The organism is Pseudoduganella chitinolytica (assembly GCF_029028125.1).
GTDB classification, from domain to species: domain Bacteria; phylum Pseudomonadota; class Gammaproteobacteria; order Burkholderiales; family Burkholderiaceae_D; genus Rugamonas; species Rugamonas chitinolytica.
The window spans coordinates 4,373,997-4,398,446 of record NZ_CP119083.1 but is presented as its reverse complement, the minus strand read 5'-3'; the positions used below and the strand labels follow the sequence as shown (position 1 = coordinate 4,398,446).

Here is a 24,450-nt window from a genome sequence, read left to right as displayed (position 1 = left end):
AGGCCCGTGCGGGCCGTTTCTTGTTTGCGCTGCCGGCTCAGTGCCGGTGCGGGCAGTCCGTTTTCGTGCAGCTGCCGTAGATGGCCAGCGCGTGCTCGGCGATTTTGAAGCCGCGCTCGGCGGCGATGCGGTGCTGGCGCTGTTCGATCTCTTCGTCGACGAATTCCTCCACGCGGCCGCAATCGATGCAGACGAGGTGGTCGTGGTGGGAACCCTGGTTCAGCTCAAAAATGGCCTTGCCGCTCTCGAAGTGATTGCGGTGCAGCAGGCCGGCCTGCTCGAACTGCGTGAGCACGCGGTAGACGGTGGCCAGGCCGACGTCCATATTGTCGGCCAGCAAAATCTTGTAGACATCTTCGGCCGTCAGGTGGCGCACTGCGCTGTTCTGGAAAATGTCCAGGATTTTCAGGCGTGGCAGGGTGGCCTTCAGGCCGCTGGCCTTCAGGTCGGTGGGGTTGTTACTCATGTTTGGTAGTCGGTTTTGGCTGGAGTGCTTTATGATATAGCGTTTTGGCACTTCCGCTCAATCTGAATTGAGGTCATCTATGCGCTTCACCCCGGCCGTTTTGCATCGCACGTCCCCCTCCATGTTGCACAGTATGAAACGCCGCATGCCCTTGTTTGCCCTCGTGGCCGGCGTGGCGCTTGCGCTGGGCGGCTGTGCCGGCCGTTCCGTGCTGGGCCCGAAGGAAGGTGGCCGCGCCGACCGTGAGCCGGAGGTGCAGGTGGACGCAAAGCAGGGCGCACAGACCATCGCGATCTCGAAGGCCCAGAAATTCATGTGGTTCTTCTCGCCTTACCGTCCGGATATCCAGCAGGGTAACTTCGTGTCGAAGGAAATGCTGGCGCAACTGAAGACGGGCATGACGCGCGACCAGGTGCGCTTCGTCCTGGGCACGCCGCTGCTGAACGACATCTTCCACGCCGACCGCTGGGACTATCCGTTCCGCCTGGCCCGCGGCAGCGGCGAACTGACCACCAGCACCGTCGTCGTCTACTTCGACAAGGAAGGCAAGGTCGAGCGCTTCGAAGGCGGTGAATTGCCGACCGAACAGGAATACATCGCCCGCATCGCCGGCCCGATCCGCAAGTTCCAGAAGGACCAGAAGCGCGACAGCGAAAACCAGCCGGCCGCCGCGCGCGCGCCGCTGCCGGGCGGCCAGGAGTCGGGCAACCGCAATCCCGTCGAAGTCAACGTCAAGCAGAACTGAGGAACCGATGAGCCAACTGAAGATCGCCATCGCCGGCGCGGGCGGCCGCATGGGCCGCATGCTGGTGGAAGCCGTGCAGAACGCTGACGACCTGCGCCTGTCGGGCGCGTTGGGCATCGCCGGCAGCGACGGCCTGGGCCAGGATGCCGCGGCGTTCCTGGGCAAGCCGGCCGGCGTCCTTGTCACGGCCGACCTGGCCGAAGGCCTGCAGGGCGCGGACGTGCTGATCGATTTCACCCGTCCCGAAGGCACGCTGCAGCACCTGGAATACTGCGCCGCGCACGGCATCAAGCTGGTCATCGGCACGACCGGCTTCGACGATGCCGGCAAGGCCGCCATCAAGGCTGCCGCCGAGCAGACGGCCATCGTGTTCGCACCGAACATGAGCGTGGGCGTCAACGTCACGTTGAAGCTGCTGGAACTGGCCGCGAAAAGCCTGGCCACCGGCTACGACATCGAGATCATCGAAGCGCATCACCGCCACAAGGTCGATGCGCCGTCCGGCACCGCGCTGAAGATGGGCGAAGTCATCGCCGGCGCGCTGGGCCGCGACCTGAAGGAATGCGCCGTCTACGGCCGCGAAGGCGTGACGGGCGAACGCGATCCGTCGACGATCGGCTTTGCCACCGTGCGTGGCGGCGACATCATTGGCGATCACACGGTGCTGTTTGCCGGCACCGGCGAGCGCATCGAGATCAGCCACAAGTCCAGCAGCCGCGCCGGCTATGCGCAAGGTTCGCTGCGCGCGGCCCGCTTCCTGGCCGGGCAGAAGACGGGCCTGTTCGACATGTTCGACGTGCTGGCGCTGAACGGCTGACGACCTCCATGGAGCACTTCAGCTTCGCGACATACTGGGAGCGCGGCGACGCGATCAGCCATGCCGTCGCGTGGCTGCTGCTGGCGATGTCGCTGACAAGCTGGTTCTTCATCCTGTCGAAGGGCTGGATGGCATGGCGGGTGCGGCGCAGCGCCGGCGTGGTACGCCGCTTCTGGGATGCGCCCACGCTGCAGGACGGCGTGGCGGTCGTGGCGGCCGGCGATCCCGAAGGGATTTACCTGGCATTGGCCAGCCAGGGCACCGTGCGCGTCGCGCCCGGCCAGGCATCGCTGGGCAGCGCCGTCAGCCCGGCCGAACAGATGACGCGCCTGCTGCGCGACGCCATCCACCGCTCCACCGTGCGCCTGGAAAGCGGCCTGACGCTGCTGGCGTCGATCGCCTCGACGGCGCCGTTCGTCGGCCTGCTGGGCACAGTATGGGGCATCTACCATGCGCTGGCGGCCGTGTCGTCCACGGGGCCCGTGCAGATCGACCGCATCGCCGGTCCCGTCGGCGAAGCCTTGATCATGACGGGCGTGGGCCTGATGGTGGCCATCCCCGCCGTGCTGGCCTATAACGGTTTCAACCGCGTGAACCGCCTGACGCTGTCCGAGCTGGACGCGTTCGCGCACGACCTGCACGCCTACCTCACGAAGAACTGACCGGACACGGAGACCGCGATGGCATTCGGCGCGTTCAACCACCACCGCCAGAAGGAAGCGATGGCCGACATCAACGTCACCCCGATGGTGGACGTGATGCTGGTGCTGCTCGTGATCTTCATCCTGTCCGCGCCCATGTTTACCAATGCGGTCAGCCTCGACCTGCCGAAGGCCAAGGCCGCGGCGGTGCAGCAGGGCACCGCGACGGTGACGGTGGCGATCGACGCGGCCGGCACCGTCTTCTGGAACGACGAGGCGCTGCAAGGCGACGAACTGGCACAGCGCCTGGCGGCTGCCGCCGGGCGCAGCCCTCAACCCGAACTGCAACTGCGCGCCGACCGCGCCACCCGCTACGAAGCGGTGGCCCAGCTGATGGCGGCCGCGCAGGCGCAGGGCCTGACGAAGCTGGTCTTCGTCACCGATCCGAAGGAAACCCAATAATGGCCAGTGTGACCCTGGACGGCGCGGCGATCCGCGATGAAGCCTCGTTCCACGCCGCCAGCCGCGCGGCGCTCGGCCTGCCCGAGTACTACGGCGACACGATGGACTCGTGGGTCGATGCGCTCTCGTACCTGCGCGACGACGAAGGCATGACCAAATTCCGCCTGAAGCCAAACGAACTGCTGCAGATCGTCATCGACAACGCGGCCGCGCTGCGCGCCGCGGCCCCGGAGCTGCTGGAGGAAATCGAGTACTGCGTGGGCGGCATCAACGAGCGCTACGAAGACTACGGCGAGAAGCCGGCCTTGCAGCTGGTGCTGCGCTGACACGGCTGCCGACGCCGATACCTCCCGTCAGATCTTCTCGCCCGGCCCCAACGTCAGCACATCGAACCCCGTCTCGGTCACGGTGACCATGTGCTCCCACTGCGCCGACAGCGAACGGTCCGCCGTCACGACGGTCCAGCCGTCCGGCAGCGCGCGGGTCTGGTGCTTGCCCGCGTTGATCATCGGCTCGATCGTGAAGATCATGCCGGGCTGCAGCACCATGCCCGTGCCGGGCCGGCCGTAGTGCAGCACCTGCACGCTTTCGTGGTAGACCATGCCGATGCCGTGGCCACAGTAGTCGCGCACGACGGAGAAGCCCGCGTTCTCGGCCACCGTCTGGATCGCGTGGCCCACGTCGCCCAGGGTGGCGCCCGGTTTCACGGCGCGGATGCCGGCCCACATGGCGTCATACGTCACGTCGCACAGCTTGCGCGCGGCCTTGGATGGATTGCCCACGTAGTACATGCGACTCGTGTCGCCGAACCAGCCGTCCTTGATGACGGCCACGTCGATGTTGACGATGTCGCCGTCCTTCAGGATCTTTTTCGGCGACGGAATGCCGTGGCAGACCACCTCGTTGACGGACGTGCACAGCGTCTTCGTGAAGCCGGCATAGCCCACGTTGGCGGGAATGACCTTCAGTTCCTTGACGATGTAGTCGTGGCACAGCTGGTCCAGGTATTCCGTCGTCACGCCCGGTTTGACGTAAGGGCCGATCATCGTCAGCACGTCGGCGGCCAGCTGGCCGGCGGCGCGCGACAGTTCGACCTGCTCCGGCGACTTGATCAGGATTTCGTTGCTGTTCTTCTTACGCATTCAACGTCTCCCGGTCCAGTGGAACGAGGCGCAGCGGTCCGCCGCCCGTGTCGCCGCGCAGCAGCAGCTGGCACAGCTCGCTGTAGTTCAGGTCGGGATTGGTTTCGGCCAGCAGGCCGATGCGCAGCCAATGCTCGGCCTGCGCGTTGATCGAGCGGCTCAACGCGCCGCTGGCGATGCGCAGGTTCTCATGCATCTGGTCGGAGATCTTGACGATGCCCATGGTAGTGCCTTTATACGGTTTATATACGAACCGTATATTAGCATAACGACGAAAATTGGGGACAGCCTCCAATTTCACCCGGGGCGGGAAAAACGGTGACTGTCACCGTTTTTCGGGCGGTCAGCGCACTGCCGCGGGATCGAAGTGGGGATTCTGGATCAGCCCCAGCACGTTGCCGAACGGGTCGGCCAGCTCGGCGGTGAGGATGCTGTCGCCCACGTCCTGAACGGCGGAGTGAACGCTCGCACCCAGTGCGACGATGCGGGCGACCTCGGCCTCGATGTCGTCGACGCCCCAGTAGACCTGGGTGCCTGCCGTGCCGGGCGTGCCGTCGGGGAGCAGGCCCAGCTCGAACCCGCCGATGTTGAAGCCAACGTAGAACGGCTGGTCGAAATAGGGTTGAACGCCGAATACCTGCGCGTACCACGCCTTCGCGGCAGCGAGGTCGGGGGCGGGATAGATGGCGGTGCGCAGTCCTTTGATCATGGGGCTCTCCTGTTGTCGATGCGGCCATCTTGCCATGGCGGCAGCGGCACCGATTGGAAAAATGGAAGGTCAGCGGCGCCAGGCGTCCGGCGTCGTGCCGGCAAAATCGCGGAAGTCGCGGATCAGGTGCGACTGGTCGAAGTAGCCGCAGTCGAGGGCCAGCGCGGCCACGTCGGTGCCATCGTCCCGTAACACCGCGCTGGCGCGGCGGAAGCGGCAGATGCGGGCGAACAGCTTCGGTGTCAGCCCGACCTGCTGGCGAAACTGCAGGGCCAGATGCTGGCGCGACACAGCGAGCGCATCGGCCAGGGCGTCCACCCGTACGGCGCCGTGCGCCGCTTCGATGGCGGCGACGGCGCGCTGCCCCAACGTCGGCGTGGAGGGCGCGGCGCGGGCGAGGCGCGCCAGCAGCGCATCCTCGATCCGCCGCAGCCGGGCGGCGGTGCTGAGTTTCGGCTGCCACAGCGTGTCGTGCAGGCGCAGCGCGTCGGCGCGGCCCCACAAGTCGGCCAGGTCGGCGCGGCTGTCCGTCAGCACATGCAGCGGCGCATCCAGGAACAGGCCGGCGGCACCGGGCCGGAAGCGCACGGCCACGATGCGGACGGGCCCCGCCGCCGGTACCCAGATGGGCGCGCTCATCATGCCGACGGCAAAGGCGTCCGGCCGGTTGTCCTGCCACAGGATGTCCACGCAGTTGTCCGGCAGCACGCGGTGCGGGCGCGGCGGAGCGGCGGGATCGGTGTGCGCGGCCCACAGGCAGGCCACGTACGGACGCAGCGCGGGGCAGGGCGGGAACTCGGCGTAGGACGTCAGCGCCATGCCGCGCTGCCGCGCACGGCTAAGAAGTATAATGTTCGGTTCATATTCACTATTGTGCATCCATCATGCAAGACAAATATAGTCCCGCCGACGTCGAAAAAGCTGCCCAATCCCACTGGAAGGCGATCGACGCCTACAAAGCCGTCGAAAACGACCCGCGTTTCCCGAAAGGGAAGTACTACGCGTGCTCGATGCTGCCTTACCCGTCCGGCAAGCTGCACATGGGCCACGTGCGCAACTATACGATCAACGATGTGATGTACCGCTACCTGCGGATGAACGGCTACAACGTGCTGATGCCGATGGGCTGGGATGCGTTCGGCATGCCGGCTGAAAACGCGGCAATGGCGAACAACGTACCGCCGGCGCAGTGGACCTATTCGAACATCGCCCACATGCGTGCGCAGATGGAGATGATGGGCCTGGCGATCGACTGGTCGCGTGAAATGACGGCCTGCAAGCCGGAATACTACAAGTGGAACCAGTGGATGTTCCTCAAGATGCTCGAGAAGGGCATCATTTACAAGAAGACGGGCACCGTGAACTGGGACCCGGTCGACCAGACCGTGCTGGCCAACGAGCAGGTGGTCGACGGCCGCGGCTGGCGTTCGGGCGCGCTGATCGAGAAGCGCGAGATCCCGATGTACTACGCGCGCATCACTGACTACGCGGAAGAGCTGCTGGAACATGTCGACAACAAGCTGCCGGGCTGGCCCGAGCGCGTGCGCATCATGCAGTCGAACTGGATCGGCAAGTCCACCGGCGTGCGCTTCGCGTTCCCGCACCAGATCAAGGACGACGACGGCCAGGCCATCGACGAAGGCAAGATGTACGTCTTCACGACGCGTCCCGACACCATCATGGGCGTGACATTCTGCGCCGTCGCCGCCGAGCACCCGCTGGCCACGCATGCGGCCAAGAATAACCCGGAACTGCAGGCCTTTATCGCCGAGTGCAAGATGGGCTCCGTCATCGAGGCCGACATGGCCACGATGGAAAAGAAGGGCATGCCCACGGGCCTGTTCGTCACGCACCCGTTGACCAACGAGCAGATCGAGGTCTGGGTCGGCAACTACGTCCTGATCACGTACGGCGACGGCGCCGTGATGGGCGTGCCGGCGCACGACGAGCGCGATTTCGCCTTCGCCAAGAAATACAACCTGCCGATCAAGCAGGTGATTACCGCCGAAGGCAAGGACTACTCGCTGGACGCCTGGCAGGAATGGTATGGCGACAAGGAAGTCTCCGTCGTCGCCAACTCCGGCAAGTACGACGGCCTGCGCTACAAGGAAGCCGTGGACGCGGTCGCGGCCGACCTTGCAACCCTCGGCCTGGGCGAGAAGAAGGTCACGTTCCGCCTGCGCGACTGGGGCATCTCGCGCCAGCGCTACTGGGGCACGCCGATCCCGATGATCAACTGCGCCGATTGCGGCGCCGTGCCGGTCCCGGAACAGGACCTGCCGGTCGTGCTGCCGGAAGACTGCGTGCCGGACGGCACGGGCAACCCGCTCAACAAGCACGAGGCCTTCCTGGCCTGCGACTGCCCGAAATGCGGCAAGCCAGCGCGCCGCGAGACGGACACGATGGACACGTTCGTCGATTCGTCCTGGTACTACATGCGCTATACGTCGCCAGGCTCGAACGACGCGATGGTCGACAGCCGCAACGATTACTGGATGCCGATGGACCAGTATATCGGCGGCATCGAGCACGCCGTGCTGCACCTGCTGTACGCGCGCTTCTGGACCAAGGTCATGCGCGACCTCGGCCTGGTGAAGTTCGACGAGCCGTTCGTCAACCTGCTGACGCAGGGCATGGTGCTGAACGAGACGTACTTCCGCGAAGAAGCCAACGGCAAGAAAACCTGGATCAACCCGGCGGACGTGGAACTGACAACGGACGACAAGGGCCGCCCCGTCTCCGCGCTGCTCAAGACCGATGGCCAGCCGGTGCAGATCGGCGGCACGGAAAAGATGTCGAAGTCGAAGAACAACGGCATCGACCCGCAGGCGCAGATCGAGCAATACGGCGCCGATACGGCCCGCCTGTTCACGATGTTCGCGTCGCCGCCGGAGCAGACGCTGGAATGGTCGGGCAGCGGTGTCGAAGGCGCCAACCGCTTCCTGCGCCGCGTCTGGGCCTACGGCTACGCGCAGAAGGACCGCATCGCGGCCGCCGGCGCCGCCATCACGTCGGCCGCGACGACGGATGCGGGCAAGACGCTGCGCCGCGAGCTGCACAAGGTGCTGCAGCAGGCCGACTACGACCTGAAACGCATCCAGTACAACACGGTGGTATCGGCCTGCATGAAGATGCTGAACACGCTGGAGTCCGCGAAGCTCGACGACAGTGCAGAATCCTCGGCCGTCATCGCCGAAGGCTTCTCGATCTTCCTGCGTTTGCTGAACCCGGTCGCGCCGCACATCACGCATGCGCTGTGGACGGAGCTGGGTTATGCGGCCGTGCACAAGGACATCCTCGACACGGCCTGGCCGCAGGTCGATCCGGCCGCGCTGGAGCAGTCGGAAATCGAGATGATGATCCAGGTGAACGGCAAGCTGCGCGGCTCCGTGAAAGTGGCGAAAGGCCTGGACAAGGCGGCCATCGAGGCGGCCGCGCTGGCCGAGGAGAGCGTGCAGAAGTTCATCGAAGGGACGCCGAAGAAGATCATCGTCGTGCCGGGCAAGCTGGTTAACATCGTGGTGTGATGATGGCCACTAACCTGACGAAGCTGGCCCGCAATGCCGTGCTGCTGGCCGCGCTGGCCGCCGGCGTGTCGGCCTGCGGCTTCCACCTGCGCGGTTCCGGCGGCAACTACACGCTGCCGTTCCGGACCATGTACGTCGGCCTGCCGGAGTCGTCGCCGCTGGCCATCGACCTGAAACGCAATATCCGCGTCAACGGCAATACGGTCATTGTGGGCGACCCGAAGGCGGCCGACGGCGTCATCGAGGTCATCACCGATCCGGAAAAAACCAGGACGAAGACCATCCTGTCGCTGAACAGCGCGGGCCGCGTCGGCGAGTACCTGCTCAGCTATAACATCGTGTTCCGCGTCAAGGACCGCAGCGGCGCCGAGCTGCTGGGCCCCACGCAGATCACGTTGACGCGCCCGATCACGTTCAACGAGACCCAGCTCCTGGCCAAGGAGCAGGAAGAGGCGCTGCTGTACCGCGACATGCAGGCCGACCTGGTGCAGCAGATGATGCGGCGCATGGCCGCCATCAAGCCGGGCACGCCGATGCCGGGTTCGTCGGCGCCGGGGCCTGGCAGCATCCTGACGATGCCGGGCACCGAGCCCGCCCCGAAGCAGTAAGGGCCGGCATGCAACTGCGGGCTGAAGCGCTGGACGGCCACCTGGCCAAACCCCTGTCGCAGCTGTACGTGATCACCAGCGACGAGCACCTGCTCGCGCTGGAAGCGGCGGACAAGATCCGCCGCGCGGCGCGCGCGCAAGGGTATTCCGAGCGCGACGTGCTCACCGTCGAACGCAGCTTCAAATGGGGCGAGCTGCTGGCCGCGAACCAGGCGATGTCCCTGTTCGGCGACAAGAAGCTGATCGAGCTGCGCATCCCGACGGGCAAGCCGGGCAAGGATGGCGGCGCGGCGCTGCAGGCCTACGTCAAGGACCTCAGTCCCGACAACCTGACGCTGATCACCTTGCCCAAGCTGGACTGGCAAACGGCCAAGGCGGCATGGGTCACGGCGCTGCAGCAGGCCGGTGTCTACATCGAGATTCCGAACGTGGAGCGGGCCCACCTGCCGAACTGGATCTCGCAGCGCCTGGCGCTGCAGAACCAGAGCGCGGACCGGCAAAGTCTGGACTTCATCGCCGACCGCGTCGAGGGCAACCTCCTGGCGGCGCACCAGGAAATCCAGAAACTGGGCCTGCTGCACGAACCGGGCAAGCTGACCTACGAGCAGGTGCACGACGCCGTGCTGAACGTGGCGCGCTACGACGTGTTCAAGCTGTCGGAGGCGATGCTGGCGGGCGACCCGGCACGCCTCGTGCGCATGCTGGAAGGCCTGAAAGGCGAAGGCGAGGCACTGCCGCTGGTACTGTGGGCCGTGTCGGAGGAAATCCGCACGCTGCTAAAATTGAAGGCAGGGATGGCGCAGGGCCGCCCGCTGGGCGCCCTGCTGAAGGAATACCGCATCTGGGGCCCGCGCGAGCGCATGATGGAACCGGCGCTGCGGCGCGTGTCGCTGGCCACGCTGGAAGGCGCGCTGCGCGAGGCGGCCCAGGTGGACAAGATGGTCAAGGGGTTGCGCGGCAAGTCGTTTGCCGGCGACCAGTGGGACGCCATGCTGCAACTGGCGCTGAAGGTGGCAAAAGCATAGTGATGGATACCGCAATGGATACCGCAATCTCCGAATACATGGAACAACTGGGCCGGCGTGCCCGCGCCGCATCGCGCGCGATGGCCCGCGCCGACACCGCCACGCGCAACCGCGCGCTGACGCTGATCGCCGCGGCGATCGAGCGCGAGGCGCCGGCGCTGCGCGCGGCCAACGGGCAGGACATGGAGGCGGCGCGCGCCAACGGCCTGGCGCCGGCGATGCTGGACCGGCTGGCGCTGTCGGACAAGGCCATCGCCACGATGGTCGAAGGGCTGCGCCAGATCGTCGCGCTGCCCGACCCGGTGGGCGAGATATCGAACCTGAAGGTGCGCCCGACCGGCATCCAGGTGGGCCAGATGCGGGTGCCGCTGGGCGTCATCGGCATCATCTATGAAGCGCGTCCGAACGTGACGGTGGATGCGGCGGGCCTGTGCATCAAGAGCGGCAACGCGACGATCCTGCGTGGCGGCTCGGAAGCCATCCACTGCAACCGCGCGCTGGCCCGCATCGTCAAGGCGGGCCTGGAAGAGGCGGGCCTGCCGGCCGATGGGGTGCAGGTGGTCGATACGACGGACCGCGCGGCCGTGGGCGCCTTGATCACGATGCCGCAGTATGTGGACGTCATCGTGCCGCGCGGCGGCAAGGGCTTGATCGCGCGCCTGATGGCCGAGGCGACGGTTCCGATGATCAAGCACCTGGACGGCATTTGCCACGTCTACATCGACGCCAAGGCGGATATGACGAAGGCGCTGGACATCGGCTTCAACGCCAAGTGCCACCGCTACGGCACCTGCAACACGATGGAAACGCTGCTGGTGGAACGGACCATCGCGCCGGCGCTGCTGCCGCAACTGGCGCAGCGCTACCTGACGGAATCGGTCGAACTGCGGGCGGACGCCGAGAGCCATGCGATCCTCGCCGCTGCCGGCTACCCGCACCTGGCACACGCGACGGAAGAAGACTGGACGACCGAATACCTGGCGCCGGTCCTGGCCGTGAAAATCGTCGACGGCATCGAGGCGGCGATGGACCACATCAACACGTTCTCATCCAAGCACACGGAAGCCATCGTCACCGAGGACTACAGCGCCGCCATGCGCTTCCTGCGCGAGGTCGATTCCGCGTCCGTGATGGTGAATGCCTCGACGCGCTTTGCCGACGGTTTCGAGTATGGCCTGGGCGCGGAGATCGGCATCTCCAACGACAAGCTGCACGCGCGCGGCCCGGTGGGCCTGGAGGGCCTGACGTCGCTGAAGTACGTCGTGTTCGGTCACGGCGAAATCCGCCAATAAGGAAGCTTATGCTCTGGATCAAAGCGCTGCACATCGTCTTCGTCACGTCGTGGTTTGCCGGCCTGTTCTACCTGCCGCGCATTTTCGTCAACCTGGCGCTGGAAACGCCGGGATCCACGACGGAGCGGCTGCTGCTGATGGGCCGCAAGCTGTACCGCTTCACGACGATGCTGGCCGTGCCGGCCGTCGTGTTCGGTCTGGTCCTGGCCTGGATGCAGTACAGCGGCCCGGAAGGCATGAAGCTGCCGGGCTGGCTGCATGCGAAGCTGCTGTTCGTCGTGCTGGTGCTGGGTTACCACCACGCGTGCGGCTCGCTGCTGAAGAAATTCGAGCGTGGCGTCAACCAGCGTGGCCATGTGTTCTACCGCTGGTTCAACGAGGTGCCCGTGCTGCTGCTGCTGGTCATCGTCATCCTCGTGGTCGTCAAACCGTTCTGACCGGAGCGTCGCATGAGCAAGCGCTGCGTCTACTACTTCGCGTCCCATTCGCCGTGGGCCTACCTGGGGCATGAGCGCTTCGTCGCGCTGTGCCGCCAGCATGGGGTGGCGATCGACCTGCGTCCGCTCGACCTGGGCAAGGTGTTCGCCACGTCGGGCGGCCTGCCGCTGGCCAAGCGCGCGCCGCAGCGCCAGGCGTACCGGCTGACGGAACTGGCGCGCTGGTCGGCGTACCTGGGCGTACCATTGAACCCGCAGCCGACGTATTTTCCCGTGTCGCCGGAAGCGGCGGCGAAGCTGATCGTCGCGGCGCGCCTGGGCCATGGCGTGGAGCAGGGGCTGGCACTGACGGGCGCCATCATGCGCGGCCTGTGGGCCGAGGACCGGAACATCGGCGACGATGCCACGCTGGCGGCCATCGCCAACGACTGCGGCCTCGATGGCGCACAGCTGCTGAAAGCGGCGCAGACGGCCAGCGTGCAGGCCGAATACGACCGCAACACGGACGAAGGGATGGCCGCCAGCGTGTTCGGTTCGCCGTGGTACGTGTACGAAGGCGAAAGCTTCTGGGGCCAGGACCGGCTGGACTTCCTGGAACGGGCCATCACGGGACAGTAGTAACACCAACGGCAAGAGCCGGGGTCAGGCCCCAGGTTCACGCCTCTGGGTCAAACAAGGCAGCAACGCGCTGTCGGCATTTTTTTTTACAACGGATAAAGGGTACCCCCATGACTTCCTATTTTTGCCCATGCCCGCGCGGCATGGAAGCGGCGCTTGCCGAAGAGCTTCTCGAGATCGCACAAACCACCGCCAGCCCCACGCTGAAGGTGCACAACCAGGTGCCGGGCGGCGTGCACTGCTCGGGCGACCTGTACGATGCCTACCGCATCAACCTGCATTCGCGCATCGCGTCGCGCGTGCTGATGCGCATGGGCGTGTGCCACTACCAGAACGAGAACGACATCTACGACCTGGTGCTGGCGCAGCCGTGGGAGGAGTGGTTCGGCATCGACCACACCATCCGCGTCGACGTCACCGCGATCAAGTCGCCGTTGAAAAGCATCGAGTTCACCACGCTGAAGATCAAGGACGCCGTGTGCGACCGCTTCCGCGACATGTACGGCAAGCGTCCGTCCGTCGACACGCGCGAGCCGGACATGCGCATCGCCGGCTTCCTCGACCAGCGCCAGTTCATCGTCTACCTGGATACATCCGGCGAGGCGCTGTTCAAGCGCGGCTGGCGCACCGAGACGGGCGACGCGCCGCTGCGCGAAAACCTGGCCGCCGGCTTGCTGCGCGTGTCCGGCTGGAAGCCCGGCATGCCGCTGTTCGACCCGATGTGCGGCTCGGGCACGATCCTGTGCGAGGCCGCGCAGATGGTGCAGGGCGTGCCGCCTGGCGCGCGCCGCCGTTTCGCCTTCGAGAAGTTCCATGACTTCGACCCGGCCCCGTGGCAGGACATGAAGGCCGCCATCAAGCCCAACCCGCTGCCGACGGAACCGACGATCTTCGGCTCCGACATCTCCGGCGACATGGTGGCAATGACGCGCCACAACCTGAAGAATGCCGGTATCCTGTTCGACGTACCGTTGAAGCAGATCGAGGCGCAGCAGGTGCAGGCGCCGACGGCGCAGCCGGGCATCCTGCTGACCAATCCACCGTACGGCGAGCGGATCGGCGTGCGGGGCGACAGCACCTTGCCGGAAGACGACCTGGCGAAATCGTTCTACGCCGATTTCAGCAAGACCTTGAAGCAGCGCTTCGCCGGCTGGACGGCCTACCTGTTCACGGCCGACCTGGGCCTGCCCAAGCTGCTGCGGCTGAAGGAATCGCGCAAGACGCCATTCTTCAACGGTGCGCTGGAGTGCCGCCTGTTCCGCTTCGACATGGTGGCCGGCTTCAACCGCCGCGAGGAGGCGCTGCCGAAGGAGGGGCCGCAGTCGGGCAGCTGACCTGACGCGGCAACCGGCGTGGCTGCCTCCGGGCGGGCGCGCCGGATTCGATCGATACAACCATAGACCGCATGCTGCCAGATACCACGCCCGATATCCCGCCCGATCCCGTCCCGCCGGTGCCACCGCGCACCCGGCCCCATATGCGGCCGCTGGGCCGGGGCGGCCTGGCCGTGGTGCTGGCAGGGTTGTCGATGCTGGGACCGTTCAGCATCGACGCCTACCTGCCCGCGTTCCCGAACATCCAGGCGTCGCTGGGAGCGTCGGCCATCGAGGTGCAGCAAAGCCTGACGGCCTACATGCTGTCGTTCGCGGCGATGGTGCTGTGGCATGGCGCCTTGTCCGATGGGTTCGGCCGGCGCAACGTCATCCTCGTGTCGCTGGTGCTGTTCGCCATCGGCACGGTCGGCTGCGCCGCCGCGCACAGCGTGCATTACCTGTGGTTCTTCCGCGTGCTGCAGGGCATATCGGCGGGCGCCGGCGTCGTTGTCGGCCGCGCCATCATCCGCGACCTGTACCACGATGCCGAGGCGGCCCGGCTGCTGTCGATGGTGACGATGATCTTCTCGATCGCGCCCGCGGTGGCGCCGATCATGGGCGGCTTCATCGTCAAGTACACGGACTGGCGTGCGATCTTCCTGACCCTGTTCGCCTTTGCCGTGGGCCTGTTCATCGTCTGCTGGCGGCGCTTGCCGGAGACGCTGCCGCTGCACAAGCGCCAGCCGTTCAATCCGCGCTTTTTGGTGCACAACTACCGCGAGATCCTCGGCTCCCCCCTTTTCCACCTGAAGTCGGGCGTCGTCGCGCTCAACTTCGCCGGCCTGTTCGTCTACATCACGGCGGCCCCCATTACCCTGCCGACGCAACTGCACCTGGGGCCCGACCAGTTCGGGTGGCTGTTCATCCCGTCCGTGGGCGGCATCTTTACGGGCGCGCTGGTGGCGAACCGTATCGCCGGCAAGATGACGTTCTCGCGCCAGATCGGCATCGGCTTCTGCTTCCTGCTGGCGGCGGCCGGCTGCAACGTGCTGTACCACCTGTTCATGCCGCCGTCGATCCCTTGGAGCATGGTGCCACTGTTCTTCTATACCTTCGGCATGTCCGTCGTGGCCCCCGCCGCCACCTTGCTGGCGCTGGACCTGTTCCCGCACATCCGCGGCACCGTCGCCTCCTGCCAGTCGTTCGAGACCACGCTGGCCGGCGCCATCGTTGCCGGTGTCGTCGCGCCGGCACTGGCCGGTTCCGTATTGTGGCTGGCCACGGGCCAGCTGGTCTGCACGTCGGCAGCCTTGTTGCTGTGGCTGGCCGCACGAGGCTATCGCCAGCGCCTGGCATTGGATACCGTCAAACAACAGTAAGCCGTTTTTACGGAAAAAATTTGCCCCGAAATTTGCCTTCCCGCTAAGGGCAGGTATATTTATGCTACCATGAATGTTTAGTTGCCTTATGTAAATATATTGGCAACATATATTGGCAGTTCGACAGGTAGCAGTTCGATATGCATTTCGACGGGTGGCATGCCGTACCTTGGCAGGACCGCCTTTTTCTCCGAGGACGTCCACTGGCGCCAGTGATACGATGCACCAACCAGACCACGATATCCGCAATCGGCTGTTGATCGCCAGGCTGCCGGCCATGCCGCAGATCCTGATCAAGCTGATCGAACTGCTGCAGACCGACGACGCCGGCATGCCGGAGCTGGCGGACCTGATCGCCAAGGATGCAGGCATGACGGGCAAGATCCTGGCCGTCGCCAACAGCTCCGCGTACCAGCGCGGCAACCGCAGCGCCGGGTTGGAGCAGTCGCTTGTCTCGCTTGGCACGGACATGATCAAGACGCTCGTCATCAGCGAGTCCGTGTTCCAGACGTTTAACAACTTCCCCCATTCGGGCGGGACCGACCTGCGCTCGTTCTGGAAGCATGCGCTGGGCGCGGCCGTCGTCGCACGCGACGCCGCACGCCTGATGGACTACGCCCACGTCGAGGAAGCCTACCTGGCGGGACTGCTGCACAACGTGGGCCGGCTGGCGCTGCTGGCCACCGCGCCGCGCGAATACGCCACCAACTTCCTCGCGCGTGACGACGCCGACCTGTGCGCCATCGAGCAGCGCACACTGCAGATCACGCACACGGAGGCAGGCGCCTGGCTGATCGAACGCTGGCACCTGGATTCCTTCCTGGCCGACAGCGTGCTGTATCACCACGAGCCGGCGGCCCGGCTGGAGTCGGCCCATCCGCTGATCCGCATCGTGCGCCTGGCGCACCTGCTGGTCCATCACGGCGACCGGCCGGACCTGGTTGCCGAGGCGGCCGCCCTGTGCGGCATCGGCGAGCACGCGCTGGACGGCATCATGCAGGCCGCCGCGCGCCAGGTGCGCCAGTCGGCCGAATACCTCGGTATCGACCTGACGGGTGCCGACGAGATCGTGGCGCCGCCGGCCGCGATGCCGCCGGCCGATCCGGTGCAGCAGCGCTTGCAGGAAGAAGTGCGCAACATGATGCTGGTGTCCGAGATGGGCCAGTCGATCGCGCGCCAGCAGGGCGAGACGAACATGCTGGAAGCGATGACGCGTTCGGCGCGGGTGCTGTTCGATTTCGGCACGGCCGTGATCCTGCTGGAGAACCCTACCGGCCAGGCCCTGGTGGGCGTGGCGGCGGGCGAACACCAGCAGCGCCTGGCCCAATTCGCCATCGCGCTGGACCGCCCCGGCATCGTCGCCAGCGCCGCCGCGGAGCGCCGCGTGATGCTGGCCACGCACGGCGCCCAGCCGCTGGGCATCGCCGAAGAGCAGCTGTTCCGCATCCTCGGCACCGAATCGATCGCCTGCGTGCCGCTGCTGGCGGGCCAACGCTGCCTGGGGGTGCTGGTCGGCGGCGTGGAGGCATGGCGCCTGCCGGACCTGCACAAGCGCGAGCGCTTCCTGCAGGCGTTCGGCAACCAGGCCGCCAGCGCGCTGGAGACGGCGTTGTCGGAGCGGGGCCATGCGCGGCGCCAGATCGCCCACGTGGCGGACGAGTATCGCGACGCTACCCGGCGCGTGCTGCACGAGGTGAACAACCCGCTGTCGATCATCAAGAACTACCTGTCGGTGCTGGACGCGAAGCTGGCGCGGCGCGAACCGGTGGTCGCCGAGATGTCGATCCTGAACGAGGAAATCGACCGCGTGGGCCAGCTGATCGGCGGCCTGGCCGACCTGCAGCCGACCGACGCGGGCCGCGTGGCGAACGTCGCCCGCGTCGTCGACGACGTGCTGCGCCTGTTCCGCGCCACCGACTTCCTGCCGGCCTCCGTGCAGGTGCTGGTGCGCATGGTGGACGAACCGAACGAGGTGGCGGGGGATGCCGACCTGCTCAAGCAGATCCTCGTCAACCTCGTCAAGAACGCGGTCGAGGCGATGCCGCAGGGCGGCCGCATCGAGATCGCCAACCGCGGTCACGTCAACCGCGAGCGCCGGCTGTACGTGGAACTGGTCGTGGGCGACTCCGGTCCCGGCCTGCCGCCCGAGGTGCTGGCGAACCTGTTTGGCGCCGTGCCAAGCCGCAAGGAGGGCAAGCACCACGGGCTGGGGCTGTCGATCGTGCATGGCCTGGTCCGCAAGCTGGACGGCATGATCACGTGCCGCAGCGGCAAGGGCGGCACCAGTTTTGAAATTCTCCTGCCCGCGCGCACCGAGAGGGCGGGCGCCGGCGTTCCCGCGCGTTTGACGGATTGAAGTAAGGCAAAGATGAACGAGCATATTCCAGGTAACGACGATCACGGCGCGACGCCACCGGACTTCTTTCCGCGCCTGCTGCTGGTGGACGACGAACCGCGCTTGCTGTCCTCGCTGTATGAACTGCTGCGCGAGCGCCAGTACCACCTGGTCACGGCCACCTGCGGCAGCGAGGCGCTGGCGCAGCTGAATCGCCTGCAGTTCGACCTCGTGCTGCTGGACCTGCGCCTGCCGGACATGAGCGGGCACGAGATCATGGACTACATCAACGCGCGCGGCATCGACTGCGACGTCATCGTCATGAGCGGCGACGTCGGCATCGAGGCCGCCATCGGCGCGTTGAAGCGCGGTGCCTACGACTACCTGCGCAAGCCGTACAGCCGCGAGGAGCTCTTGAAGACGGTGGAGAACGCGCTGCAGAAGCGCCGCCTGGCCGTGGACAACCAGAGCATCGCGCAGCGCCTGGAAAATTCCGAGCGCATGTACCGCTACCTGGTGGACAGCTCGCCGGACATCATCTACACGCTGAACCACGAAGGCCATTTCACGTTCATCAACGACCGCGCCTACCAGCTGCTGGGGTATACGCGCGAAGAGCTGATCGGCAAGCACTACTCCATCGTCGTGCACGACGAGGACCTGGACCGTGCCAAGTACGTGTTCTCCGAACGCCGCCTGGACGACCGCGCCTCGCGCAGCGTCGAGCTGCGCCTGAAGTGCAACACGGGCAACGGCAGCGCCGAGCGCACCTTCAGCAACACGCTGATGGCGATCTCGCTCAACGCGCTGGGCATGCACATCCCCGATGCGGAAGGTGGCCGCAGGCCGGGCGTGCCCGGCATCTACGGCGTGGCGCGCGACATCACGGACCGCAAGCGCGCCGAGGAGATGATCTCCTACCAGGCCTACCACGACATCCTGACCGACCTGCCGAACCGGATGCTGTTCAAGGACCGCCTTGGGCTGGCCGTGATCCAGGCCAAGCGCAAGCTGACGGAGCTGGCCGTGATGTTCGTGGACCTGGACCGTTTCAAACTGGTCAACGACACGCTGGGCCACGTCAAGGGCGACGAGCTGCTGCAGCAGGCCGCGTTGCGGTTGAAGGAATGCCTGCGCAAGGGCGACACGCTGGCGCGCCAGGGTGGCGACGAGTTCACGATCGTGTTGCCGGAACTGCGCGACCGCGCCGACGCCAAGGCTGTCGCGGACAAGTTCCTCGAGTGCCTGCAGAAGCCGTTCGACCTGGACGGCCACGTCGTCCATATCTCGGCATCGATCGGCATCGCCGTCTATCCGGGCGATGGCGAGACCATCGACGAGCTGCTGCGCCATGCGGACATCGCCATGTACCAGGTCAAGGCACTGGGCAAGAACGGCCACGCCTTCTACCACTGCTCGATGCTGGATGTATCGCACCAGAAGATCGCGCTGGAGCAGGCGCTGCGCCGCGCGCTGGAGAACAACGAGCTGGAGATGTATTATCAGCCGCAAATCGACATGGCCACTGGCCGCATCATCGGCGCCGAAGGCCTGATGCGGTGGAACCATCCGCAGCGTGGCCTGCTGTCGGCCGGCGAGTTCCTGCCGTTCGCCGAGGAGAACGGCCTGATGCTGCCGATCTCGGACTGGATGCTGGGCGCGCTGTGCCGCGACCTGCTGCTGTGGAACGAGGCGGGCGGCGACACGATCCGGCTGTCGCTGAACCTGTCGCCGCAGTACCTGGACCGGGGCGACTTCTTCGAGAAGATGCGCGGCGCGCTGACGCGCTACGGCATCTCGCCGGCGCAGATCGAAGTGGAAATCACGGAGAACATCTGCATCCGCAACCCGCACTACGCGATCGAGCAGCTCAATAAACTGTGCCAGCTGGGCGTGTCGGTCGCCATCGACGATTTCGGCACCGGTTATTCTTCGCTTGCTTACCTGCACCGCTTCCCGATCCACACGATCAAGATCGACCAGAGCTTCGTCAAGGAGATCCATGACGAGAACGGCCACTACCCGGTGATCCTGGCGATCATCTCGATCGCGCGCGGCCTCGGCCTGCACCTGGTGGCCGAGGGCGTCGAGACGGAAGTGCAGGCGCGCTACCTGCAGGCCAACGGCTGCACCACGATGCAGGGCTACCTGTACTACCGGCCGATGTCGCTGACGTCGTTCATCCACGTGCTGCACGCACAGGACCAGAACCGCGTGCCCGCCGAGCCGGCGCCGCTGATCGCCATCCAGGCATGACCGCTGCCGCGTCTTCCGGCGAGTACGTGCGGATCAAGGCCCTGGCCGAACAGGGCGTGCCGCAGGCCCAGCACAGCCTGGGCTTCAAGTACTTCAATGGCGACGGCGTGCCGCAAAGCCACGAGCTGGCAATGGCCTGGTACCGCCAGGCCGCCAATGCGGGGCTGGCGCACGCCCAGTACAACCTGGGTGTGATGTACCAGAAAGGGCAGGGCGTGGCGGCCGATTTCGCCGAAGCGGCGCGCTGGTACCGGCTGGCGGCCGAGCAGGGCTATGCGGCCGCGCAGTACAACCTGGGCTGGCTGTACGCCAAGGGCCACGGCCTGGCGCAGGACACGGAGCAGGCGCGCCACTGGTTCGGCCAGGCCGCCGAGCAGGGCGACCCGGGCGCGCAGAACAACCTGGGCATGATGTACGAGACGGGCAAGGGCGTGCCGCAGGACGTCGCGCTGGCCGTGCACTGGTACCGCAAGGCCGCCGTGCAGGGCTACGCGCGGGCCCAGTTCAACCTGGCGCTGCGCTATGACAAGGGCGACGGCGTCGAGCAGGACGGCGCGCAGGCAATCGACTGGCTGCGCCAGGCGGCGCAGCAGGGCCATGGGCCCGCCCAGTTCAACCTGGCGCTGCGCTACGACAAGGGCGACGGCGTGGCGCAGGACAGCGTGCAGGCCATCCGCTGGTACCGCGCCGCGGCTGAGCAGGGCCACGTCAGCTCGCAGTTCAACCTCGGTCTCATCTACGACAACGGCCACGGCGTGCCGCGCGACGAGCGCCAGGCCATGGAGTGGTACCTGCGCGCGGCCGCGCAAGGCCATGCGGCGGCACAGAACAACGTGGGCCAGCGCCACGAGCATGGCCAGGGCGTGCCGCAGGATTACGCGGTGGCGGCCGACTGGTACCGCAAGGCGGCGCTGCAGGGTTTCCCGTCCGCCCAGTACCACCTGGGGCTGCTGTACGACAGCGGCAACGGCGTGCCGCGCGACGAAAGCGCGGCCATCGACTGGTATCGCAAGGCGGCCGAGCAGGGTCACCTGCGGGCCCGCTTCGAGCTGGCGCTGCGCTACGAGACGGGGCGCGGCGTGGCACCGGACCTGCGCGCGGCACTGGCGTGGTACCAGCGCGCGGCCGAGCAGGACTACGCCCCCGCGCAGTACAGCCTGGGCCTGCTGCACGACCGCGACGACGGACCCGCGCCGAGCGTGGAACTGGCCAATGGCTGGTACCGCAAGGCGGCCGAGCAGGGCCACGCGCTGGCGCAGTTCACGCTGGCGCTGCGCCACGATAACGGCCAGGGCGTGGCACGCGATTTTACGCAGGCCTTCGGCTGGTACCGCAAGGCCGCGCAGCAGGGCCATGCCCGTGCCCAGCTCAACGTCGGCCTGATGTACCTTGCCGGCCAGGGCACGGCGCCGGACATGGCGCAGGCCAGCTACTGGTTCGCGCTGGCCGAGCGCAACGGCGAAGCGGCCGCCGGACGCTATCTGCGCGAGGCCAACGCGCGCCTGGGCGGCGCGCTGGTGCCGCTGCCGTCCGTGCTGGCGACCTGAGTCAGTTCAGCGTCGGCTGGATGCGGCCGTCGTGCAGCCGCACGGTGCGCCGCGCCCGCGCCGCATGTTCCGGCGAGTGCGTCACCATCACGATGGTCGTGCCCTCGGCATTGATGCTGTCGAGGATCTGCATCACTTCCTCGCCGTGTGCCGAGTCCAGGTTCCCCGTCGGTTCGTCCGCCAGCAACAGGCTCGGTTCGGCCACCAGCGCGCGCGCGATGGCCACGCGCTGCTGTTGTCCGCCCGAAAGCTGCGATGGCCGGTGGTTGCGCCGATGCAGTACCCCCAGCTTCTCCAGCACGGCCTCGATGCGTTGACGCCGCTCGTGCACCGGCTTGCCCGAATACTTCAACGCCAGTTCGATGTTCTCGTAGACGGTCAGCTCGTCGATCAGGTTGAAGTTCTGGAAGATGAAGCCCACGCCGCCGCGCCGCATGGCGTTCAGCTGCGGTTCCGGCAATCCGGCCACGTTGCTGCCCTTGAACCAGTACTCGCCCGAATCGGGCACGTCGAGGAAGCCGAGCAGGCTGAGTAACGTGGATTTACCGCAGCCCGAAGGCCCGGTGATGGCGACGAAGTCGCCCGTCTCGATCGACAGGTCGATGTCGCACAGCGCGGTCGTCAGCACCTCGTCGGTGGCGTAGACCTTGCTCAGGCGGGACAATCTGATCATATGCGCTCCTGGGATAAAAGGGTTCACTGCTGCAGTCGCAGGCGTTCGGCCTGGCCGTATGGCGCGTATGCCGACACGATGACGCGTTCGCCGGCGGCAAGGCCGCCCAGTACTTCGACCTGGTGCGCGTTGCGGCGCCCGGTCTGCACGGCGCGCCGGCTTGCCACGCGGCCGTCGGCGGACAGCGCATAGACCCAGGCGCCCCCGGCGTCGTTCAGGTAGGCGCCGGCCGGCAGCACGAGCGCCTGCTGGGGCTCGCCCAGCGTCAGCCGCACGTCCACGCTCATGCCCGGTTGCAGGGTGGCCGGCTGGCGCAGGAACAGCAGTTCGGCGCTGAAGCGGCGCTCCTTGACCTGGCGGTAGACCCGGCTGACCTCCACCGCATAGTCGACCCCATCCAGCGTCGCGATGCCACGCCGTCCCGGCGCCACGCGGTTCAGGTAGTACTCGTCGATCTGCGCCATCAGCTTGAACTGGGCGTCGTCGATGCGGCCCACGCGCTGGTCGGCGCGCACCGCCTGGCCGACCTGCAGGTCGAAGTCGGCCAGGCGGCCGCTGGCCGGTGCGCGCAGGGCCAGGCCGTCGATGGTGGCATGGGCCAGCCGCATGCCCGACTCGAGCCGGCGGATGGCCCCCAGCATCGTCCCCATGGCCTGGTCGCGCACGGCGAACTCCGCACTGCCGCCATGCTGCTGCGTGCGCAGCTTCTGGCGTGCCTGTTCCAGCTTGTCGGCCGATTCGTCCAGCGCCACGACCGAGATGAAGCCCCGCGCCGCCAGTTCACGGTTGCGGCGATACTGCTTGTCCGCCTGGGTGACGTCGAAGCGCAAGTCGGCCAGGCGGTCGTCGTGCTGGTTGCGCGCGACCTGGAACGTCACCTGCAGGTTGGCCAGGTTCGACAGCTGCTGCGCCTGTTCGGACTCGCGCTGCAGCAGTTCCATGCGGCGTTGTGAGTTCGACAGCCGGAACAGCAGGTCGCCCTTGCGCACCTGCGCACCATCGCGCACGTAGACCTCCTCCACGCGGCCGCTTTCGACGGCATCCAGCAGCACCTGGTTCAATGCCTCGGCATTGGCGCGGACGATGACGTCGTCCGTGAACACGCCGCGCTGCACGGTGGCCACTCGTACGCTGTCGGCGGCCACGCGCAGTCCGCGCGGCGCCAGGCTCCAGCCCAGCGCCGCCAGCAGGGCGAGGGCGGCGGCAGCGGCGGCCCAGGGCTGCCAGGCGCGGTGCGGCCGGTCGCGGCGCACGTCCATGCCGGCGCCCGTGATATCGATCGATTCGCGAGGTGCATTCATGACGTGCTCCCGTCATTGCGCGACGCGGTCCTGGCGGGCGCGCGCCAGCAGGGTGTCCATGGTCCGCAGCGTGGCCGCATGGCCCATCGCGGCCGTCTGGTTCCACATCGGCATCGTTGCGCTCAGCATTGCCGGGGACGTGAGGTAGCGCCCGCCGATCACGACGGCCGGCACGCTGGCCACCTGCATCGACGTGTGCAGGCGCGTGGCGGCATCGACCTGCCGCTGCACGGCGGCGGATCGCCAGGCGGCCTGGAAGCGCTGCGGCGCGATGCCTGCCTTGGCCGCAAAGCCGGCCAGCGCAGCCTCGGTATCGAGGTGCTGCTGGCCTTCGTGGATCTGGCGGAACAACGCCGCGCTGGCCGGTTCGCCCATCTCCAGCGCCTGCATCACGTAGTACATGCGTTGCTGTGGCAACTGCTGCACGCGCATGCCGACGGGCACGCGGCGGAACACGATGCCGTCGCCCTGGCGCACCACCCAGTCGCGCAGCGCCGGCTCGAAGTGATAACAGTGCGGACAGCTGTACCAGAAGAACTCGATGACCTCGACGGGGCCGGGCGGCGGCGTGGGCGCATCCAGGACCAGGTAGGGGCGAGCCTCGTCCGCCGGCGCGCTGGCGACGTTCAACAGGACGGCCGTGCCGACGAGGGCGCCGGCCGCCAGCAAAAAGTGCCTTTTCGAAAGTTGCATGACTAATCCTTCAATCTTTGCCCAGATGCATATTGAGACCTGGAAATGATAAAACCGGCATCACTATTAGTAGCCCGATGCCGCAATAATCCCTGATGTTATGGATCGTCAGGCTACGCCGCGATGTTCACGAAATTTCAGATGTTTGTATGAGTTTTGCATATTCGCTTGGTGATTAAAAAAATCGGGATTAGGCTTGCCTTGCACTAACCAGTGCTTAACCTTTAATCCAATCCTCAAGGAGACTCACATGCAAAACGCTGAAACCACCGTCGACCTGGACATCGACTTCGATTTCGAAATCCTGGAAACCACCGAAGCGACCGCCATGGAAGAAATGGGCGCTTCCTCGACCATCTGCGCCGGTTCGACCTGCAGCAAGCAGGCGGTCATGCTGGCACGCGGCTGCTGATAGCCGGGTCCGGTTTCCGGTGCCGCATGTGAGGCGCCAGATGTCGTGTGCC

At 66.4% G+C, this 24,450-nt stretch carries 25 protein-coding genes; 17 read left to right on the top strand and 8 right to left on the bottom strand.

Annotated elements, in window-relative coordinates:
- Nucleotides 1-37: 37 nt before the first annotated feature.
- On the bottom strand, nucleotides 38-466 hold the full coding sequence (gene fur, locus PX653_RS19505) for a ferric iron uptake transcriptional regulator (RefSeq protein WP_277414397.1): 429 nt from the start codon (nucleotides 464-466) through the stop codon (nucleotides 38-40).
- A 145-nt stretch (nucleotides 467-611) separates the two neighbouring features.
- Between fur and PX653_RS19500 the strand changes: the two genes are divergently transcribed.
- From PX653_RS19500 to PX653_RS19480, 5 genes are read left to right on the top strand one after another with little or no spacing between them, the layout of a single operon-like run.
- The gene (locus PX653_RS19500) at nucleotides 612-1,211 is read left to right on the top strand and encodes an outer membrane protein assembly factor BamE (protein WP_277414396.1); all 600 of its coding nucleotides are present in this window, start codon (nucleotides 612-614) and stop codon (nucleotides 1,209-1,211) included.
- A 7-nt stretch (nucleotides 1,212-1,218) separates the two neighbouring features.
- Entirely contained in the window at nucleotides 1,219-2,028 is an 810-nt protein-coding gene (gene dapB / locus PX653_RS19495; RefSeq protein ID WP_277414395.1) for a 4-hydroxy-tetrahydrodipicolinate reductase, read from the top strand.
- Nucleotides 2,029-2,036: 8 nt separating this feature from the next.
- On the top strand, nucleotides 2,037-2,690 hold the full coding sequence (locus PX653_RS19490) for a MotA/TolQ/ExbB proton channel family protein (protein ID WP_277414394.1): 654 nt from the start codon (nucleotides 2,037-2,039) through the stop codon (nucleotides 2,688-2,690).
- Between the two features lie 18 nt (nucleotides 2,691-2,708).
- Nucleotides 2,709-3,131 (top strand): ExbD/TolR family protein, encoded by a 423-nt coding sequence (locus tag PX653_RS19485; protein ID WP_277414393.1) that lies wholly within the window; start codon nucleotides 2,709-2,711, stop codon nucleotides 3,129-3,131.
- The gene (locus PX653_RS19480; protein ID WP_277414392.1) at nucleotides 3,131-3,457 is read left to right on the top strand and encodes a barstar family protein; all 327 of its coding nucleotides are present in this window, start codon (nucleotides 3,131-3,133) and stop codon (nucleotides 3,455-3,457) included. The genes PX653_RS19485 and PX653_RS19480 overlap by 1 nt, the downstream gene beginning before the upstream one ends.
- 27 nt (nucleotides 3,458-3,484) lie before the next feature.
- On the opposite strand, the gene map is transcribed toward PX653_RS19480, so the two are convergent.
- From map to PX653_RS19460, 4 genes are all read right to left on the bottom strand, one after another.
- On the bottom strand, nucleotides 3,485-4,273 hold the full coding sequence (map, locus tag PX653_RS19475; protein WP_277414391.1) for a type I methionyl aminopeptidase: 789 nt from the start codon (nucleotides 4,271-4,273) through the stop codon (nucleotides 3,485-3,487).
- Nucleotides 4,266-4,496, bottom strand: a complete 231-nt coding sequence (locus PX653_RS19470) for a ParD-like family protein (protein WP_277414390.1) — start codon at nucleotides 4,494-4,496, stop codon at nucleotides 4,266-4,268. Before PX653_RS19470 ends, map begins: the two co-directional genes overlap by 8 nt.
- A 120-nt stretch (nucleotides 4,497-4,616) precedes the next feature.
- Nucleotides 4,617-4,982 (bottom strand): VOC family protein, encoded by a 366-nt coding sequence (locus PX653_RS19465; RefSeq protein WP_277414389.1) that lies wholly within the window; start codon nucleotides 4,980-4,982, stop codon nucleotides 4,617-4,619.
- A gap of 69 nt (nucleotides 4,983-5,051) precedes the next feature.
- Nucleotides 5,052-5,801 carry a helix-turn-helix transcriptional regulator gene (locus PX653_RS19460; protein WP_277414388.1) on the bottom strand — a complete coding sequence of 250 codons (750 nt, stop codon included), beginning with the start codon at nucleotides 5,799-5,801 and terminating at the stop codon, nucleotides 5,052-5,054.
- 65 nt (nucleotides 5,802-5,866) lie between these two features.
- Here PX653_RS19460 and leuS point away from each other — a divergent pair, with 65 nt between their 5' ends.
- The 11 genes from leuS (at nucleotide 5,867) to PX653_RS19405 (ending at nucleotide 21,319) form a co-directional block, all read left to right on the top strand.
- On the top strand, nucleotides 5,867-8,509 hold the full coding sequence (leuS, locus tag PX653_RS19455; RefSeq protein ID WP_277414387.1) for a leucine--tRNA ligase: 2,643 nt from the start codon (nucleotides 5,867-5,869) through the stop codon (nucleotides 8,507-8,509).
- Nucleotides 8,509-9,117 (top strand): LPS-assembly lipoprotein LptE, encoded by a 609-nt coding sequence (locus PX653_RS19450; protein ID WP_307730755.1) that lies wholly within the window; start codon nucleotides 8,509-8,511, stop codon nucleotides 9,115-9,117. Before leuS ends, PX653_RS19450 begins: the two co-directional genes overlap by 1 nt.
- 8 nt (nucleotides 9,118-9,125) lie before the next feature.
- Nucleotides 9,126-10,142 carry a DNA polymerase III subunit delta gene (holA, locus tag PX653_RS19445; protein WP_277414386.1) on the top strand — a complete coding sequence of 339 codons (1,017 nt, stop codon included), beginning with the start codon at nucleotides 9,126-9,128 and terminating at the stop codon, nucleotides 10,140-10,142.
- Nucleotides 10,143-10,156: 14 nt separating this feature from the next.
- Nucleotides 10,157-11,434 carry a glutamate-5-semialdehyde dehydrogenase gene (locus PX653_RS19440; protein ID WP_277414385.1) on the top strand — a complete coding sequence of 426 codons (1,278 nt, stop codon included), beginning with the start codon at nucleotides 10,157-10,159 and terminating at the stop codon, nucleotides 11,432-11,434.
- Nucleotides 11,435-11,442: 8 nt separating this feature from the next.
- A complete protein-coding gene (locus tag PX653_RS19435) occupies nucleotides 11,443-11,871 on the top strand; it encodes a CopD family protein (RefSeq protein ID WP_277414384.1) in 429 nt (142 codons plus the stop codon).
- A 12-nt stretch (nucleotides 11,872-11,883) separates the two neighbouring features.
- Nucleotides 11,884-12,489 carry a 2-hydroxychromene-2-carboxylate isomerase gene (locus tag PX653_RS19430; protein ID WP_277414383.1) on the top strand — a complete coding sequence of 202 codons (606 nt, stop codon included), beginning with the start codon at nucleotides 11,884-11,886 and terminating at the stop codon, nucleotides 12,487-12,489.
- 110 nt (nucleotides 12,490-12,599) lie between these two features.
- Nucleotides 12,600-13,823 carry a THUMP domain-containing class I SAM-dependent RNA methyltransferase gene (locus tag PX653_RS19425; protein ID WP_371876358.1) on the top strand — a complete coding sequence of 408 codons (1,224 nt, stop codon included), beginning with the start codon at nucleotides 12,600-12,602 and terminating at the stop codon, nucleotides 13,821-13,823.
- Nucleotides 13,824-13,894: 71 nt separating this feature from the next.
- Entirely contained in the window at nucleotides 13,895-15,181 is a 1,287-nt protein-coding gene (locus PX653_RS19420) for a multidrug effflux MFS transporter (RefSeq protein WP_371876357.1), read from the top strand.
- A gap of 220 nt (nucleotides 15,182-15,401) precedes the next feature.
- Entirely contained in the window at nucleotides 15,402-17,537 is a 2,136-nt protein-coding gene (locus tag PX653_RS19415; RefSeq protein WP_277414382.1) for an HDOD domain-containing protein, read from the top strand.
- 12 nt (nucleotides 17,538-17,549) lie between these two features.
- Entirely contained in the window at nucleotides 17,550-19,772 is a 2,223-nt protein-coding gene (locus PX653_RS19410; protein ID WP_277414381.1) for an EAL domain-containing response regulator, read from the top strand.
- A complete protein-coding gene (locus PX653_RS19405) occupies nucleotides 19,769-21,319 on the top strand; it encodes a tetratricopeptide repeat protein (RefSeq protein ID WP_277414380.1) in 1,551 nt (516 codons plus the stop codon). Before PX653_RS19410 ends, PX653_RS19405 begins: the two co-directional genes overlap by 4 nt.
- 1 nt (nucleotide 21,320) lies before the next feature.
- Here PX653_RS19405 and PX653_RS19400 read toward each other — a convergent pair whose 3' ends face one another.
- The 3 genes from PX653_RS19400 to PX653_RS19390 are packed head-to-tail and all read right to left on the bottom strand — an operon-like array spanning nucleotide 21,321 to nucleotide 23,986.
- Nucleotides 21,321-21,992: an ABC transporter ATP-binding protein gene (locus PX653_RS19400; RefSeq protein ID WP_277414379.1), complete on the bottom strand. Its 672-nt coding sequence runs from the start codon at nucleotides 21,990-21,992 to the stop codon at nucleotides 21,321-21,323.
- 23 nt (nucleotides 21,993-22,015) lie between these two features.
- On the bottom strand, nucleotides 22,016-23,293 hold the full coding sequence (locus PX653_RS19395; protein ID WP_277414378.1) for an efflux RND transporter periplasmic adaptor subunit: 1,278 nt from the start codon (nucleotides 23,291-23,293) through the stop codon (nucleotides 22,016-22,018).
- 12 nt (nucleotides 23,294-23,305) lie between these two features.
- Entirely contained in the window at nucleotides 23,306-23,986 is a 681-nt protein-coding gene (locus PX653_RS19390; RefSeq protein WP_277414377.1) for a thiol:disulfide interchange protein DsbA/DsbL, read from the bottom strand.
- A 250-nt stretch (nucleotides 23,987-24,236) separates the two neighbouring features.
- Between PX653_RS19390 and PX653_RS19385 the strand changes: the two genes are divergently transcribed.
- Nucleotides 24,237-24,398, top strand: coding sequence for a thiopeptide-type bacteriocin (locus tag PX653_RS19385; RefSeq protein WP_277414376.1), 162 nt, complete (start codon nucleotides 24,237-24,239; stop codon nucleotides 24,396-24,398).
- Nucleotides 24,399-24,450 lie beyond the last annotated feature (52 nt).